Origin of the sequence: Variovorax sp. 54, from assembly GCF_002754375.1 — a bacterium.
Lineage (GTDB): Bacteria > Pseudomonadota > Gammaproteobacteria > Burkholderiales > Burkholderiaceae_C > Variovorax.
Genome location: NZ_PEFF01000001.1, coordinates 3,699,816 through 3,716,207, shown reverse-complemented (window position 1 = coordinate 3,716,207; position 16,392 = coordinate 3,699,816). Strand labels below are relative to the sequence as shown.

Here is a 16,392-nt window from a genome sequence, read left to right as displayed (position 1 = left end):
AGACATGAAGACCACCGCCTTCTTTCACGACGAACGCACCTTCTGGCATGTGCCCGGCGGGCTGCATGCGCTGTTCCTGCCGGTGGGCGGCTGGGTGCAGCCCATGGCCGGCAGCGGCATGGCCGAGTCGCCCGACTCCAAGCGCCGCATCAAGTCGTTGATGGACGTGTCGGGCCTCACCGCGCAACTCGATGTGCTGAGCGCGCCGATGGCCAGCGAAGAAGACCTGCAGCGCGTGCATCCCGCCGGCTACCTGCAGAAGTTCAAGGCCGCCAGCGATGCCGGCGGCGGCGACCTGGGCGAGGTGGCGCCCTTCGGCCCGGGCAGCTACGAGATCGCGAAGCTCTCGACCGGCCTGGCCATTGCCGCGATGGACAGCGTGCTGCAGGGCCGCCACCGCAACGCGTTTGCGCTCACGCGACCGCCGGGCCACCACTGCCTGCGCGAGCACAGCATGGGCTTCTGCCTGTTCAACAACATCGCGGTCGCCATCGAGACCATGAAGGCGCGCCACGGCCTGGGCCGCGTGGCCGTGATCGACTGGGACGTGCACCACGGCAACGGCACGCAGGAAATCTTCTACGACCGCCCCGACGTGCTCACGCTGTCGCTGCACCAGGAAAACTGCTTTCCCCCGGGCTACAGCGGCGCCGAAGACCGCGGCACGGGCGCGGGGCTGGGCTTCAACGTCAACATTCCGCTGCAGCCCGGCGGCGGGCACGCGGCCTACATGCATGCCTTCGAGCGCATCGTGACGCCGGTGATCGACCGCTACCAGCCCGAGCTGATCGTGGTGGCGAGCGGGCTGGACGCCAACGGCGTCGATCCGCTGGCGCGCATGCAGCTGCACCCCGAGTCGTTCCGCCAGATGATGCGGCAGGTCAACGCGCTGGCCGCGAAGCACTGCGACGGGCGCGTGGTGGTGGTGCACGAAGGCGGCTACTCGGAAGCCTGCGTGCCCTTCTGCGGGCTGGCGGTGGTGGAAGAGCTGTCGGGGCACCGCACCGAGGTGGAAGACCCGTTCAGCGAGTTCTTCGGGCTGCAGCAACCGTCGGCGCGCTTCGATGCGTTCCAGCGTGAATTGATGGGCGAGATGGCGGCGTTGCACGGCTTTTGATCCGGTCGCATGGACTAAGCTCGTCGGCGACGGCCCGTGGGGGGCCGCGCTGCCTGCTTCAAAGTCCATGCCCCGTTTCATCACCCGCCGCGCCGTCGTCGTTCTCGCTGCCCTCGTTCTCGTCGCCCTGCTCGGCCTGTGGGCCGCGAGCCGCTTCAACGTCAACCCGACGCATGCGCCCGGCGAGGTGATCGACCAGTTCGAGGGCGTGCCGGTGTACTACAACGGCGCCATCAACCACGTCGACGGCCGCAGCCTCGCGCCCGACGGCTACAACATCGGCCTGCGCTGGCAGTGCGTGGAGTTCGTCAAGCGCTACTACTACGAGCGCCACCAGCACCGCATGCCCGAGGCGCGGGGGCACGCCAAGGCCTTCTTCGACGCGGCCGTGGCAGACGGCGCGCTGAACACGGCGCGCAACCTGGTGCAGCACCGCAACGGCGGCGCGAGCGCGCCGGCCGTGGGCGACATCGTCGTGTTCGCGCCGTGGCTCTTCAATCCCTACGGCCATGTGGCGATCGTGTCGCGCGTGGACGCCGACGCGGTCGAGATCGTGCAGCAGAACCCCGGGCCCTTCGGCACCTCGCGCGAGCGCCTGCCGCTGGCGCTCGCTGAGGGGCGCACGCACCTGGGCACCGAACGCGTGCTCGGGTGGCTGCGGCTGCCCGCCTCCTCCTCCCAACTCTGAATCGCGGTCTAATCACAGCCATGTGCCAATTGCTAGGGATGAACTGCAACACGCCGACCGACGTGACCTTCAGCTTCACGGGGTTCGCGCAGCGCGGTGGCCGCACCGACCACCATGCCGACGGCTGGGGCATCGCGTTCTTCGAGGACCGCGGGCTGCGCCACTTCGTCGACCACCAGCCGGCCTGCGAGTCGCCGGTGGCGGAGCTGATCCGGCGCTACCCGATTCAAAGCCGCAACGTCATCGCGCACATCCGCAAGGCGACGCAGGGCGAAGTGAATCTGCAGAACTGCCACCCCTTCGTGCGCGAGCTGTGGGGCCGCTACTGGGTGTTCGCCCACAACGGCGACCTGAAGGACTTTCGCCCGCGCCTGCACGGCAACTTCCACCCGGTGGGCAACACCGACAGCGAGCACGCCTTCTGCTGGATCATGCAGGAGCTGGCCAAGTCGCACGCGGGCGTGCCCAGCGTCGAGGAGCTCACGCTCACGCTGCGCGAACTGGCGCCGCAGCTCGCGGCGCACGGCACCTTCAACTTCATGCTGTCGAACGGGCAGGCGCTGTGGGCGCATGCCTCCACCAACCTCTGGTACGTGGAACGCCGCCATCCCTTCGTGACGGCGCAGCTCTCGGACGAAGACCTGGCCATCGACTTCGCCCAGCACACCACGCCCACCGACCGCGTGGCCGTGGTGGTGACGGCGCCGCTCACCACCAACGAGACCTGGACGCCCTTCACCTCGGGTGAGTTGCATGTGTTCGTGGACGGCCAACGGATGCCACGCTGAGGCGAAAAACTCAGTCTTTTGGCTGACACTTTTTTGCAACAGTGCAAGAAAGTATCGATGAGTGAGTGCAAACAATGAACAATAACCGTTCTCATTTGCATCCGGTCGATCTTTCATGTCCGCACCTCGTTTCTTCCTCCGCCCGACCGTGGCCGCCTCGCTGCTGGCCCTTCACGCCCTGACGGCCCTGGCGCAGACGCCACCCGCCAGCGGCACGCTGAGCACCGTCACCGTCGAAGCCAGCGCCGACGCCTCGGCCGAAGGCCTGACCAAGCCCTTCGCGGGCGGGCAGGTGGCGCGCGGCGGGCGCGTGGGCATCCTGGGCAACCAGGACATGATGGATTCGCCCTTCTCCAGCACCAGCTACACGCACGAGCTGATCCAGAACCAGCAGGCCAAGAGCGTGGCCGACGTGCTGCAGAACGACCCGTCGGTGCGCGTGGCGCGGGGCTTCGGCAACTTCCAGGAGTCGTACTTCATTCGCGGCTTCGTGGTGAATTCAGACGACATCGCCTACAACGGCCTGTACGGCCTGCTGCCGCGCCAGTACATCTCGTCGGAGCTGTTCGAGCGCGTCGAGGTGCTGCGCGGCGCGAGCGCGTTCCTGAACGGCGCCACGCCCACGGGCGGCGGCATCGGCGGCAACATCAACCTGCTGCCCAAGCGCGCACCGAACGACCCGCTGACGCAGGTCACGCTCGGCACGGCCAGCGGCTCGCAGAGCTATGTGTCGACCGACATCGCGCGCCGCTTCGGGCCCGACCAGAGCCTGGGCGTGCGCCTGAACGCGGCCCACCGCGACGGCGGCACCGGCGTGAACGCCGAGCAGGTGAAGCTCGATGTGGCCTCGGTCGGCTTCGACTGGCGCAGCCGCAACGCGCGCATCTCGGCAGACCTCGGCCACCAGGAACACCGCCTGTCGCGCACGCGCCCGAACGTGACGCTCGGCGCCGGCGTGACGCGCGTGCCGTCGGCACCCGACAACCAGCTCAACTACGCGCAGCCCTGGACCTACTCCAACGAGCGCGACACCTTCGGCTCGCTGCGCGGCGAGTACGACATCACCGACAACGTGACGGCCTGGATCGCCGGCGGCGCGCGCAAGAGCCACGAGGGCAATTCGCTCGCCGGCCTCACGGTGACGAACAACCTCGGCATGGGCAACATGTCGCGCTTCGAGAACCAGCGCCAGGACAACACCCGCACGGCCGAAGCCGGCGTGCGCGGCAAGTTCACGACCGGCCCGGTGAACCACACGGTGGTGGCCTCGTATTCGTACTACCAGCTCAAGGAGAAGAACGCCTACCAGTGGGACTTCTTCAACAACCTGAAGAGCAACCTGTACGCGCCCGTCGGCTACCCGATTCCGGCCTACACGGCGAGCGCGTTCCGCGGCAACGACCTGGACAACCCCGCGCTGCTGACGCAGACGCGCCTGAGCAGCCTGGCGATCGGCGACACGCTGTCGTTCCTGGACGACCGCGCGCAGCTCACGCTCGGCGTGCGCCGCCAGAAGCTCGAAAGCACCGACTTCGCCTACGACACCGGCAAGCCCACCGCGTATGAGAAGAGCCGCACCAGCCCGATGGCCGGCTTCGTGTTCAAGCTGCAGCCGCAGGTGTCGCTCTACGCGAACTACATCGAAGGCCTGAGCAAGGGCGACACCGCGCCCACGGTGTCGACCAGCGGCGCCGTGCGCAACGCCGGCACGCAGCTCTCGCCCTATGTGTCGAAGCAGAAGGAGATCGGCATCAAGTTCGACGGCGGCCGCATCGGCGGTGGCCTGGCCTTCTTCACGACCGACAAGCCGCGCGCCCTCATCAACAGCGCCGGCTACTACGTGGCCGAAGGCCGCGACCGCCACCAGGGCCTGGAGCTGACCGCGTTCGGCGAAGCGACCAAGGGCGTGCGCCTGATGGGCGGCATCACCTTCCTCGATGCCAAGCAGCGCGCCACGGGCAATGCGTCGACCGACGGCCGCCGAGTGATCGGCATCGCGAAGACGCAGGGCACCTTCGGTGTGGAGTGGGACGTGCCGGGCGTGCGCGGCCTCTCGCTCGACGGCCGCGTGGTGTCCACGGGCCCGAGCTATGCGGACGCCACCAACACGCTGCGCGTGCCGGGCTGGACGCGCTTCGACCTGGGCGCGCGCTACCTCACCGAGGTGGCCGGCAAGCTGGTGACGGTGCGCGCGCGCATCGACAACCTGACCAACCGCAATTACTGGGCTTCGGTGGGCGGCTACCCGAACAACGGCTACCTGGTGCTCGGTGCGCCGCGCACCTTCACGCTGTCGGCGTCGGTCGACTTCTGATCATTCAGGCCGAGGCCAGGTGCGCCTCGAGCGCATCGATGAACATCTTCGGCACGTCGAAGCCGGTCTGTTCGGTGATCTCCTGAAAGCAGGTCGGGCTGGTCACGTTGATCTCGGTGACCGAATCGCCGATCACGTCGAGGCCGATCAAGAGCAGCCCGCGCGGCGCGAGCACCTTGCCGATGGCTTCGGCGATCTCGCGGTTGCGCGCCGTGAGCGGCTGGGCCACGCCCTTGCCGCCGGCCGCGAGGTTGCCGCGCACCTCGGTGCCCTGCGGAATGCGCGCCAGCACAAAGGGCGCCGGCTCGCCCGCGATGATCAGGATGCGCTTGTCGCCCTGCGTCACCTCGGGCACGAAGCGCTGCACCATGATGGTTTCGGCGCCGTCCTTGTTGAGCGTCTCGACGATGGAGCCGAGGTTCAGCGCGTCTTGTTTCACGCGGAAGATGCCCATGCCGCCCATGCCGTCGAGCGGCTTCAGGATGATGTCGCCATGCTCGGCATGGAAATCGCGCACGGCCTGCGCGCTGCGCGTGACCAGCGTGGGCGTGACGAACTGCGGAAACTCCATGATCGCGAGCTTCTCGGGATGGTCGCGCAGCGCGCGCGGCGAGTTGACCACCTTCGCGCCCTCGCGCTCGGCCTGCTGCAGCAGGTGCGTCGAATAGATGTACTCGGCGTCGAAAGGCGGGTCCTTGCGCATCAGCACGGCGTCGAAGTCTTTCAGCGCCTTCGACTCGATGATGTCGACGTGGTACCAGTCCTTGGCATCGCCGGTGAGCGTGATCTGCTGCACCACGGCCGAGACGCGCCCACCGGACTTCCACTGGATGTCCTGCGGCAAGCAGGCCGCGATGCGGTGGCCGCGGCGCTGGGCCTCGCGCATCATCGAGAAGGTCGTGTCCTTGTAGATCTTGAAGTGATCGAGCGGATCGGCGACGAAGAGGATGTTTTTCATCAGGCGTTCTTTCCGGCGCCGGGAACGGCGGCTGTGGAGGGGGTTTCTGGCGGCATGTTGCCGGAAGCGGCGATGTCCTTGTCGGCCGGGGCCTTTTCAACGGGCACCTGCACCCGCGCGCGGCCGATCTGCTGCACCGCCAGCGCCACCGCGCCGGCCACGACGCCCCAGAAGGCGGAGCCGATGCCGGCCAGCGTCACGCCCGAGAGCGTGACCAGGAAGGTGATGAGCGCGGCCTCGCGGTGCGCCTCGTCGCGCACCGCCGCCGCCAGTCCGCCGCCGATGGTGCCCAGCAGCGCCAGCCCGGCGATGGCCGCGACCAGCTCTTTCGGGAAGGCCGTGAGCAGGCCCGTGACGGCCGCGCCGAACAGGCCGATCACCACGTAGATGGCGCCGCAGCTCACGGCCGCCGTGTAGCGCCGCGCCGGGTCTTCGTGCGCCTCGCGGCCCATGCACATGGCGGCCGTGATGGCGCTCAGGTTGAGCGCGAAGGCGCCGAAGGGCGCGAGCACCAGCGTCGCGAGGCCGCTGATGGTGATGAGCTTGCTGACCGGCAGATCGCTGAAGCCGCTGGCGCGGATCGCCGCCACGCCGGGTAGGTTCTGCGAAGCCATGGTCACGACGAACAGCGGCAGCGCCAGGCTCACGATGGCCTGCCAGGTGAAGACCGGCGCCGTGAACACGGGCCAGGTGAGCGAGAACTGCACAGCCGACCACGCCAGCTCGCCGCGCGCGGCCGTGAAGGCGATGGCCACCAGCAGCGTGAGCGGCACCGCGTAGCGCGGCAGCAGGCGCTTGCCCACGAGGTAGGTGCCGAGCATCAGCAGCACCAGCGGCAATGCGGTCTGCGCCGCCGTGAAGGCCGACATGCCGAAGCGCGCAAGCACGCCGGCCAGCAGCGCCGAGGCGATGGCCATCGGGATCTTGTTCATCACGCGCTCGAACCAGCCGGTGGCGCCCGCGAGCACGATCAGCACCGCGCAGACGATGAAGGCGCCCACCGCCTCGCCCATGCCGTAGCCCGCGCCGGCCACGGCCAGCACCGCCGCACCGGGGGTGCTCCAGGCAATCATGACGGGCTTGCGCCACCACAGCGAAGGCAGCGCCGAAGCCAGCCCCATGCCGATGCCCAGCGCCCACATCCACGAGGCCGTCATTTCAGGCGTGGCGCCGAAGGCCTGGGCGGCCTGGAACACGATGGCCACCGAACTCGTGAAACCCACGAGCACGGCGACGAAGCCCGCGGTGAAGGCCGAAAGGCTCAGGTCTTTGAAGAATCGCATGGCGCGATTTTGCCGGGCGCGCGGCCTGGCGCCGCGGGCCTCAGATTTCGATCTTGGAGCCGAGCTCGACCACGGCGTTGTTCGGCAGGCCCAGGAAGGCCGCCGCGCCGCTCGCGTTGTGGTGCATCTGCGCGAACAGCTTCTCGCGCCAGGGCGCCATGCCGCTGCCCAGCGTGGGGATCACGACGTCGCGCGAGAGGAAGTAGCTGGTCGTCATCGGCTCGAGCTGGCAGCCGCGCATGCGGGCATGCTCCAGCGCACGCGGCAGGTCGATGTCGTTCTTGAAGCCGTAGTGCACCATGATCTGCCAGCAGTGGTTGCCCAGCGCCTCGATCTCGATGCGCTTGTCCATCGGAATCCAGGGCACCTCGTGGTTGCGCACGGTGACGAACATGTTCTGCTCGTGCAGCACCTTGTTGTGCTTGAGGTTGTGCAGCAGCGCGTTGGGCACCACGCCCGGCTCGGCCGTGAGGAACACGGCCGTGCCGTCGACGCGCGCGGGCGGGCTCATGAACACCGAGCCCAGGAACGACTTCAGGTCGATCGCGTCGGCGTGCTGCGCCTCGCCCATGAGGCGGCGGCCTTCCTTCCAGGTGACCATCAGCGTGAACACGGCGCCGCCGATCAGGAGCGGGAACCAGCCGCCTTCGAACAGCTTGAGCAGGTTCGAGGCGAAGAACAGGAAGTCGACCACGAAGAAGATCGCGGTCGCGCCGATGCACAGCGCCAGCGGCAGCTTCCACGCGTAGCGGATCACGAAGAAGGTGAGGATCGTGGTGATCAGCATGTCGGTGGTCACGGCGATGCCGTAGGCCGCGGCCAGGCTGCTGGAGGTGCGGAACATCACGACCGCCATCACGATGGCGACGAACAGGCCCCAGTTGACCAGCGGAATGTAGATCTGCCCGGCCGTGCGCACGCTGGTGTGCTCGATGTTCAGGCGCGGCAGGTAGCCCAGCTGGATCACCTGGCGCGTGACGCTGAAGGCGCCGGTGATGAGCGCCTGCGAGGCGATCACCGTGGACAGCGTGGCCAGCAGCACCAGCGGAATGAGCGCCCATTCAGGTGCCATCATGAAGAACGGGTTCTTCACGGCCTCGGGGTTCTCCAAGAGCAGCGCGCCCTGGCCCAGGTAGTTGAGCGTGAGCGCCGGCATGACGACCGAGAACCACGCGATGCGGATCGGCTTCTTGCCGAAGTGGCCCAGGTCGGCGTACAGCGCTTCGGCGCCGGTCACGCACAGCACCATGGCGCCCAGCAGGATGAAGCTGGTGCCCGGGTTGTCCCAGATGAACTTCAGCGCGAACCAGGGGTTCAGCGCCTTGATGATCTCGGGGTGGTGCCCGATCTGCCACACGCCCAGCACGGCGATGGCCGCGAACCACGCCAGCGTGACCGGGCCGAAGAACTTGCCGATGCCCGCCGTGCCGCGCTTTTGCACCGCGAACAGGCAGAACAGCACGACCAGGGTGATCGGGATCACGTAGTGCTTGAAGTGCGGCGACACCACCTCCAGGCCCTCGACCGCCGACAGCACCGAGATGGCCGGCGTGATCACGCCGTCGCCATAGAAAAGCGAGGTGCCGAAGATGCCGACGATCAGGAGCAGCTGGCGCAGCCTCGGCTTGTCGGCCACGGCCTGGGAGGCCAGCGCAAGCATCGCGACCAGGCCGCCCTCGCCTTCGTTGTCGGCGCGCAGCACGAGCACGACGTACTTGATCGACACGATGACCGTGAGGGTCCAGAAGAACATCGACAGGATGCCGTAGACGTTCTCGACGGTGAACGGCACATGGCCGTGACCGAAGACTTCCTTGACCGCATAGAGAACGCTGGTGCCGATGTCGCCGTAGACGACGCCGATGGCGCCGACGATGAGGCCGGCAGAGATGTTTTTGGGGGCTGACACGAGGTCGATGGGAAAAGGGCGGCTCGCAATGATCGACGCGTCAGTCACGCCGGGGTACCGCGGCCGCGCCGCGCATCCCTCCGCCCTTTGGGTTCCTTTGCTGTGGGGCCGCTATTTTGCCGTTGCCCGCCCGCGCCGCAACCCGCCCCCGGCGCTCATTCGTAGATTTCGGCGTCCGGATCGGTCGCTTCCATCTCGTAACTGGCCGCGACCATGGCCAGACGGCCCACCACGCCATACATGTAAAAACGATTGGGGGCGCTGGCACCGGGCTTGGCGCCCGGTTGCGGCAGCTGCGCGCTTTCCGAGAAAGCCAGCGGCACGTAGCTGGCGCCCGGCTGCTTGAGGTTCTCGTCGGCGGCGCGCTCGGCGTGCACGCGGTAGAAGCCGCCCACCACGTAGCGGTCCATCATGTAGACGACCGGCTCGGCCACGCCGTTGTGCACGCGCTCGTTGGTCAGCACGCCTTCCTGCACGATCAGCTCGGTGGGCTCGCGCAGGTCGCGCCCGGCGCTGGTCTTGGCGGGCGACGAGGTCGCGGTGCGCGACTTGCCGATGAGCGCCTCGACCTCCTTCGCGTCGCGCACGGTCACGACGCCGGGGCTGCCGCTGCCGCTGTGGCCGCCCTTGACGACCACGAAGGGCTTCTCGTTGATGCCGTATTCCTTGTACTTGCGGCGCACCTTGGTGAGCACCGCGTCGACATGGCTGGTGAGCACGTCGATGCCGCGGCCCTCGGCCACGTCGACGCCTTCGGCGCGCGCGTAGATCGGGTTGATCAGCCAGGGGTCGATGCCCAGCAGCTTGCCGAAGCGCTTGCACAGCTCTTCGTAGCTGTGCAGGTGGTTGCTCTTGCGGCGCACCGACCAGCCTGCGTGCAGCGGCGGCAGCAGGTACTGCTCGTGCAGGTCTTCGAGGATGCCGGGCGTTCCCGCAGAAAGCTCGTTGTTGAGCAAAATTGTGCAGGGATCGAAGTTCTTCAGGCCCAGGCGACGCTTGGAACGCACCACCGGTTCGAGCGTCACGGTCTCGCCGTTGGGCAGTTCGATCTTCTTGGGCGACTTGATGGCCGGATCGACGGAGCCGATGCGCACATTGAGGCCCGCCATGTGGAAGATGCGCACCAGTTGCGCGATGTTGGCGAGATAAAAGGTGTTTTTCGAGTGATTTTCAGGAATGACGAGCAGGTTGCGCGCCTCCGGACAGATCTTCTCGATGGCCGCCTGCGCGGCCTGCACCGCCAGCGGCAGCATTTCCTTGGTGAGGTTGTTCCAGCCACCCGGGAACAGGTTGGTGTCGACCGGAGCCAGCTTGAAGCCCGCGTTGCGGATGTCGACGGCGCTGTAGAACGGCGGCGTGTGCTCCATCCACTCGAGGCGGAACCAGCGCTCGATGGCGGGCATCGAGTCGAGCACCCGCTGCTCCAGTTCGTTGATCGGGCCGGTCAGGGCAGTGACGAGATGCGGAACCATGCAGCGGCCTTGTTGGTTTTGTGCGTAAAGGTGGAGTGGAATTGTAGGATTTGGGGATGGCCGCCCCGATGACAAGCAGCCAAAGAGAACAAAGCATCCCAATCCACAACACACGTTGCAAGAACACCGCGGCACGGGCCTCGCCGCGCCGCCGGCCCGATGGCCCCGGCCCTTCGGACCCCGACTAGCTGCGGACTTCGCCTTGTCCCAGCACCACGTACTTGAGCGAGGTCAGGCCTTCGATGCCGACCGGGCCGCGCGCGTGGAACTTGTCGGTGCTGATGCCGATTTCGGCGCCCAGCCCGTACTCGAAACCGTCCGCGAAGCGCGTGCTCGCATTCACCATCACGCTGGCCGAATCGACCTCGCGCAGGAAGCGCTGGGCGTTGATGTGGTCGCGCGTGACGATGGCGTCGGTGTGGTGGCTCGAGTAGCGGTTGATGTGCGCAATGGCCTCGTCGACGCCCGACACCACCTTCACGCTGATGACGGCGGCCAGGTACTCCTCGGACCAGTCGGACTCGACCGCATCGAGAATCTTCGCCTGCGGATGGTGCGCCTCGCTGGCGCGCAGGATCGCGGCGGCGGCCGGGTCGCAGCGCATTTCGACGCCCTTGGCGGCGAAGACGGCGGCGATCTCGGGCAGGAAGTGGTCGGCCACCGAAGCCGACACCAGCAGGCCTTCGGCGGCGTTGCAGGGGCTGTACTTCTGGGTCTTGGCGTTGTCGACGATGCGCAGCGCCATGTCGAACTCGGCCGTGTCGTCCACGTAGACGTGGCAGTTGCCGTCCAGGTGCTTGATGACGGGCACCTTGGCGTCGCGGCTGATGCGCTCGATGAGGCCCTTGCCGCCGCGCGGAATGATCACGTCGACGTATTCGGGCATGGCGATGAGCTGGCCCACGGCCTCGCGGTCGGTGGTCTGCACCAGCTGCACCGCCTCGACCGGCAGGCCGGCTTCGGCCAGCGCCTCGGACACCAGCAGCGCCAGCGCCTTGTTCGACTCGATGGCTTCCGAGCCGCCGCGCAGGATGGCGGCGTTGCCCGACTTGATCGCGAGGCTCGCGGCCTCGATGGTCACGTTGGGGCGGCTCTCGTAGATCATGCCGAAGACACCGATCGGCACGCGCATCTGGCCCACGCGGATGCCGCTGGGCTGCTGCTTCATGCCGATGATCTCGCCGATCACGTCGGCCATGCCGGCCAGCTGCTCGCAGCCCTCGGCCACGGTCTCGAGGACCTTGGGCGTGAGCTTGAGCCGATCGACCATCGGGGCCGACAGGCCGGCGGCGGTGGCGCGCGCGAGGTCCTTCTCGTTGGCTGCAGCCAGCTCGGGGCCGACTTCGCGCAGGCGCCGGGCCAGCGCCTTCAGTGCTCTGTTTTTGGTAGCTGCATCCGCACGGGCCATGAGGAATGCAGCGGCTTTGGCTTGCAGACCGAGGGTCTGCATGTGCTCGCTGACGTTGAACGCGTTCATGTCGGCATTTTCCCACGCGGACCTTCGGCCCGGCTGACGCGGGCCTTTTGCCGCCTACAGACGGCAAAAGGAGGTCAGGCCCGGCGTGGCGCCGCGGCCGTGCTGCAGGCGCGGCACAGCATCAGCGCCAGCCGCTGCAGCGCCTGCCAGCCGCTGGCCGGCCAGTCGGGCTGCTTCAGGCCCTTGCAGATGCCGTCGACCAGATGGGCCGCGCGCAGCAGGCGGGTCAGCATGCGGTCGTCCAGGCGCGGCAGCACGCGCTCGAAGGCGCGCTCGCGCGGGCCCCAGATGCGGTTCTCGCGCAGTGCCATCGGCAGCGGACGGCCGGCGGCCATGGCGTCCTTCACGCGCTTGAGGGCGCGGATGTCCTCGGCGATCGTGTAGTGCACCAGCACCTCGGCCTCGCCCTCGGCCTGCAGGCCGTCGAGCATGCGCGCCACGCGCTGCGGGTTGCCGGCCAGCACGGCCTCGGAGAGCTTGAACACGTCGTAGCGCGCCACGTTGTTGACGGCGCCCTCGACCTGCTCCCAGCTCAGCTCGCCGGCCGGATGCAGCAGCGCGAGCTTCTGGATTTCCTGGTGCGCGGCGAGCAGGTTGCCTTCGACGCGATCAGCGAAGAACTGCAGCGTGCGCTGGCCTTCGTCGCCGGGCATCACGCGCTGGTTCTGCAGCCCGAGGCGCTGCGCGATCCATTGCGGCAACGCGGCGCGCTCGATCGGGTCGACCTGGAGGCTCACGCCGTTGTTCTCGAGCGCCGAGAACCACGCGCCGGTGCGCGTGGCCTTGTCCAGGCGCGGCAGCATCACCAGCGTGAGCGTGCTGTCGTTGCCGGGCGCGCCCTCGGCCAGCTGCTGCAGCGCGACGCTGCCGTCCTTGCCGGGCTTGCCCGAGGGAATGCGGATCTCGACGATCTGCTTGTCGGCGAACAGTGAGAGCGAGCCCCCGGCGGCAAGCACTGCGCTCCAGTCGAAATGCGCGCCGGCCACCGTGTACGAGCTGCGCTCGGTGTGGCCTTGGGCGCGCGCGGCGGCGCGAATGGCGTCGGCCGCCTCCTGCGCGAGCAGCGGCTCGTCGCCGTGGATCGTGTAAAGCGGCTTCAGGCCCTTTTGCAGGTGGGCGCCGAGCTGGGCACTGGCAAGTTGCATGAAATGAACGGAATCGCGAACGGGTGCGTCGCTTACAGGGACGGCACTGCGGCCAGCCGGCGCATCAGCTGCTGTGCGATGTCGGCCTGCATGTCGCGGAACAGCAGCTCGGCCTCGCCTTCCTTGGCCAGCGCATTGGTCTCGTTGAAGCTCAGGTCGCGCGTCTGCGAGACCTCGGACGCGGCCAGCAATTCCTTGCCGCCCGGCGTGCGCAGGCTGAAGCGAATGCGCAGGCGCAGCTGCAACTCGCGCAGCAGGCCGGCGGAGTTGGTCGAGATCACGAAGCGGTCGCGGTCCTCGCCCAGCACGACGAGCACGGCGTCGGCGGTGCTGGCCTCTTCCTTGGGCACCAGCGTCACGTTGCCGGCCGCGCGCAGCTCGCGCCGCAGCTGGTTGATGAGTGCCGTATTGCCTTCGAGCGACAGCGTCTTGAACGCGAAGGTCGGCGCCTTGCGCAGCGCGAAGCCGCAGCCGGACAGGGCCAGCGAAGCCCCCGCGACGCCGAGGCCCAGGAGAAAGCCGCGGCGCGGCTGCGAGGCATTGCGAATGTTCATGCGTCTGTCGTTTCCGTCGTTCTTCTGCAGTGTCTGGTTCAGATGACCACGTTGACCAGGCGCCCGGGCACCACGATCACGCGCTTGGGCGGCGCACCTTCGGCGAAATTGACGAAGTCGTCGCAGGCGAGTGCCAGCCGTTCGATCTCGTCCTTGGACGCACCGGCCGGCACCAGCAGCTTGCCGCGCAGCTTGCCGTTGACCTGCAGCATGAGCTCGACCTCGTCCTGCGCCAGCGCAGCCACGTCGACCACGGGCCAGGGCGCGTCGAGCAGGTCGCCCGAGGCCTTGTCGTAGCCGAGCTGCTGCCAGAGCTGGTGCGCGATGTGCGGCGTGGCCGGGTAGAGGCAGCGCAGCAGGATGCCGAAGCCCTCGCGCGCGGCCGCCGCATCGCCCGCGCTACCGTCGGGCTTGAAGCCTTCGAGCGCGTTGAGCAGCTTCATCGCGCCCGACACCACCGTGTTGTATTGCATGCGCTGGTAGTCGTAGTCGATCTGGCGCAGCACGGTGTGCACCTCGCGACGCAAGGCCTGGGCGGGCTTGCCGAAGCTCTGGCCGGCGAGCGCCGCCGGCGCCGCGTCGGCCTGGGCCACGCCGTAGTTCCACACGCGGCGCAGGAAGCGGTAGCTGCCTTCGACGGCCGCGTCGTTCCACTCGAGCGTGGCTTCGGGCGGCGCGGTGAACATGGTGTACAGGCGCGCGGTGTCGGCGCCGTACTTCTCGATGAGGTCCTGCGGGTCGACGCCGTTGCGTTCGGTCTTGCCCATCTTGCCCACGCCGCCGTATTCCAGCTTCGTGCCGTCGGCCAGCGTGCCGCCGGTGATGCGACCTTGTGCATCGAGCACCGGCGTGACGTCCGCGGGCGGGAAGTAGTTCTTGCCGCCCTTCTCGCCACGGTTGTAGAAGATGTGGTTGAGCACCATGCCCTGCGTGAGCAGCTTGGCAAAGGGCTCGTCGGCCTTCACGAGGCCGAGGTCGCGCATGACCTTGGTCCAGAAGCGCGCATACAGCAGGTGCAGGATCGCGTGCTCGATGCCGCCGATGTACTGGTCCATCGGCATCCAGTAGTCGGCGCCCTCGGCGACCATGGCCTTGTCGTTGGTCGGGTCGCAGTAGCGCATGAAGTACCACGACGAATCGACGAAGGTGTCCATCGTGTCGGTCTCGCGCCGCGCGGCCTTGCCGCACACCGGGCACACCACGCCGGCATGGAAGCCTTCGTGCTTGTTCAGCGGGTTGCCCGAGCCGTCGGGCACGCAGTCGGTCGGCAGCACCACGGGCAGGTCCTTTTCGGGGACCGGCACCGCGCCGTGTTCGTCGCAATGGATGATCGGGATCGGCGTGCCCCAGTAGCGCTGGCGGCTCACGCCCCAGTCGCGCAGGCGCCAGGTGGTCTGCAGCTCGCCCAGGTCCTTCTGGCCCAGGGCATGCGCCACGGCGGCCACGGCCTCCTTGTAGGTCATGCCGCTGAAGTTGTCGGAGTTGATGGTCACGCCGCGCTGCTTGTCGCCGTACCAGTCCTGCCACTTGTGATAGTCGAAGTGCGGCTCGTCGTCGACCAGCACGACCTGGATGATCTCGATGCCGTACTTGTTGGCGAAGGCGAAGTCGCGCTCGTCATGCGCGGGCACGCCCATCACGGCGCCGTCGCCGTAGCCGATGAGCACGTAGTTGCCCACCCACACCGGCACCTGCTCGTCGGTGATCGGGTGCTTGACGGTCAGGCCCGTGGGCACGCCCTTCTTCTCTTGCGTGGCCAGCTCGGCTTCGGTCGTGCCGCCGCCCTTGCACTCTTCGATGAAGGCCGCGACCTTGAGGTCGAGCGTGGCAGCGTGCGCGGCGAGCGGATGCTCGGGCGCGACGGCGCAGAAGGTGACGCCCATGATGGTGTCGGCACGCGTGGTGAACACGTACATGCGGCCGTCTTGAATGAGCTTGCCGCTCGCGTCCCGGATGTCATGCGTGAAGGCGAAGCGCAGGCCCTCGCTCTTGCCGATCCAGTTTTCCTGCATCAGCTTGACGCGCTCGGGCCAGCCCGGCAGCTTGTGCTGGGTGTGCTCGAGCAACTCTTCGGCGTAGTCGCTGATCTTCAGGTAGTAGCCTGGAATTTCGCGGCGCTCGACGGTGGCGCCGGTGCGCCAGCCCTTGCCGTCGATGACCTGCTCGTTGGCCAGCACGGTCTGGTCGACCGGGTCCCAGTTGACGACCTGGGTCTTGCGGTAGGCAATGCCCTTTTCGAGCATCTTCAGGAACAGCCACTGGTTCCACTTGTAGTAGCTCGGATCGCAGGTGGCGATCTCGCGGCTCCAGTCGATGGCCAGGCCCATGGCCTGGAGCTGGCCCTTCATGTAGGCGATGTTCTCGTAGGTCCACTTGGCCGGTGGCACGCCGTTCTTCAGCGCCGCGTTCTCGGCCGGCAGGCCGAAGGCGTCCCAGCCCATGGGCATCAGCACGTTGTAGCCGCTCATGCGCAGGTAGCGCGTGAGCATGTCGTTGATCGTGTAGTTGCGCACGTGGCCCATGTGCAGCTTGCCGCTGGGGTACGGCAGCATCGAGCAGGCGTAGTACTTCTTGCGGCTCGCGTCCTCGGTGACACGGTAGACATCGGCGGCGCGCCATTGCGCCTGGGCAGCGGACTCGACGTCGCTGGGTTTGTAGCTGGGGTTCATGACATCTCGGCAGGGCCC

The 16,392-nt window shown here is 67.6% G+C and carries 12 protein-coding genes; 4 read left to right on the top strand and 8 right to left on the bottom strand.

Annotation, left to right across the window (positions count from 1 at the left end):
- The first annotated feature begins 4 nt into the window (after positions 1–4).
- From CLU95_RS17235 to CLU95_RS17220, 4 genes are all read left to right on the top strand, one after another.
- Positions 5–1,117 carry a class II histone deacetylase gene (locus CLU95_RS17235; protein WP_099797354.1) on the top strand — a complete coding sequence of 371 codons (1,113 nt, stop codon included), beginning with the start codon at positions 5–7 and terminating at the stop codon, positions 1,115–1,117.
- 67 nt (positions 1,118–1,184) lie between these two features.
- The gene (locus tag CLU95_RS17230) at positions 1,185–1,805 is read left to right on the top strand and encodes a CHAP domain-containing protein (protein WP_099794736.1); all 621 of its coding nucleotides are present in this window, start codon (positions 1,185–1,187) and stop codon (positions 1,803–1,805) included.
- 20 nt (positions 1,806–1,825) lie between these two features.
- Positions 1,826–2,593: a class II glutamine amidotransferase gene (locus CLU95_RS17225; RefSeq protein WP_099794735.1), complete on the top strand. Its 768-nt coding sequence runs from the start codon at positions 1,826–1,828 to the stop codon at positions 2,591–2,593.
- A 115-nt stretch (positions 2,594–2,708) separates the two neighbouring features.
- Positions 2,709–4,907 carry a TonB-dependent receptor gene (locus tag CLU95_RS17220; RefSeq protein WP_099794734.1) on the top strand — a complete coding sequence of 733 codons (2,199 nt, stop codon included), beginning with the start codon at positions 2,709–2,711 and terminating at the stop codon, positions 4,905–4,907.
- 4 nt (positions 4,908–4,911) lie between these two features.
- Here CLU95_RS17220 and gshB read toward each other — a convergent pair whose 3' ends face one another.
- The 8 genes from gshB to leuS all read right to left on the bottom strand — a co-directional run bounded on the left by gshB (position 4,912) and on the right by leuS (position 16,374).
- Positions 4,912–5,865 (bottom strand): glutathione synthase, encoded by a 954-nt coding sequence (gshB, locus tag CLU95_RS17215; protein ID WP_099794733.1) that lies wholly within the window; start codon positions 5,863–5,865, stop codon positions 4,912–4,914.
- The gene (locus tag CLU95_RS17210; protein WP_099794732.1) at positions 5,865–7,148 is read right to left on the bottom strand and encodes a benzoate/H(+) symporter BenE family transporter; all 1,284 of its coding nucleotides are present in this window, start codon (positions 7,146–7,148) and stop codon (positions 5,865–5,867) included. Before CLU95_RS17210 ends, gshB begins: the two co-directional genes overlap by 1 nt.
- A 40-nt stretch (positions 7,149–7,188) precedes the next feature.
- Entirely contained in the window at positions 7,189–9,057 is a 1,869-nt protein-coding gene (locus CLU95_RS17205; protein WP_099797353.1) for a potassium transporter Kup, read from the bottom strand.
- A gap of 155 nt (positions 9,058–9,212) precedes the next feature.
- Positions 9,213–10,529, bottom strand: a complete 1,317-nt coding sequence (gshA, locus tag CLU95_RS17200) for a glutamate--cysteine ligase (RefSeq protein WP_099794731.1) — start codon at positions 10,527–10,529, stop codon at positions 9,213–9,215.
- Between the two features lie 184 nt (positions 10,530–10,713).
- The gene (locus CLU95_RS17195) at positions 10,714–12,006 is read right to left on the bottom strand and encodes a glutamate-5-semialdehyde dehydrogenase (protein WP_099794730.1); all 1,293 of its coding nucleotides are present in this window, start codon (positions 12,004–12,006) and stop codon (positions 10,714–10,716) included.
- 74 nt (positions 12,007–12,080) lie between these two features.
- Positions 12,081–13,151 carry a DNA polymerase III subunit delta gene (gene holA, locus CLU95_RS17190; RefSeq protein WP_099794729.1) on the bottom strand — a complete coding sequence of 357 codons (1,071 nt, stop codon included), beginning with the start codon at positions 13,149–13,151 and terminating at the stop codon, positions 12,081–12,083.
- Between the two features lie 32 nt (positions 13,152–13,183).
- Positions 13,184–13,705, bottom strand: a complete 522-nt coding sequence (locus CLU95_RS17185; RefSeq protein ID WP_099794728.1) for an LPS-assembly lipoprotein LptE — start codon at positions 13,703–13,705, stop codon at positions 13,184–13,186.
- A gap of 38 nt (positions 13,706–13,743) precedes the next feature.
- Positions 13,744–16,374, bottom strand: coding sequence for a leucine--tRNA ligase (leuS, locus tag CLU95_RS17180; RefSeq protein WP_099794727.1), 2,631 nt, complete (start codon positions 16,372–16,374; stop codon positions 13,744–13,746).
- Positions 16,375–16,392 lie beyond the last annotated feature (18 nt).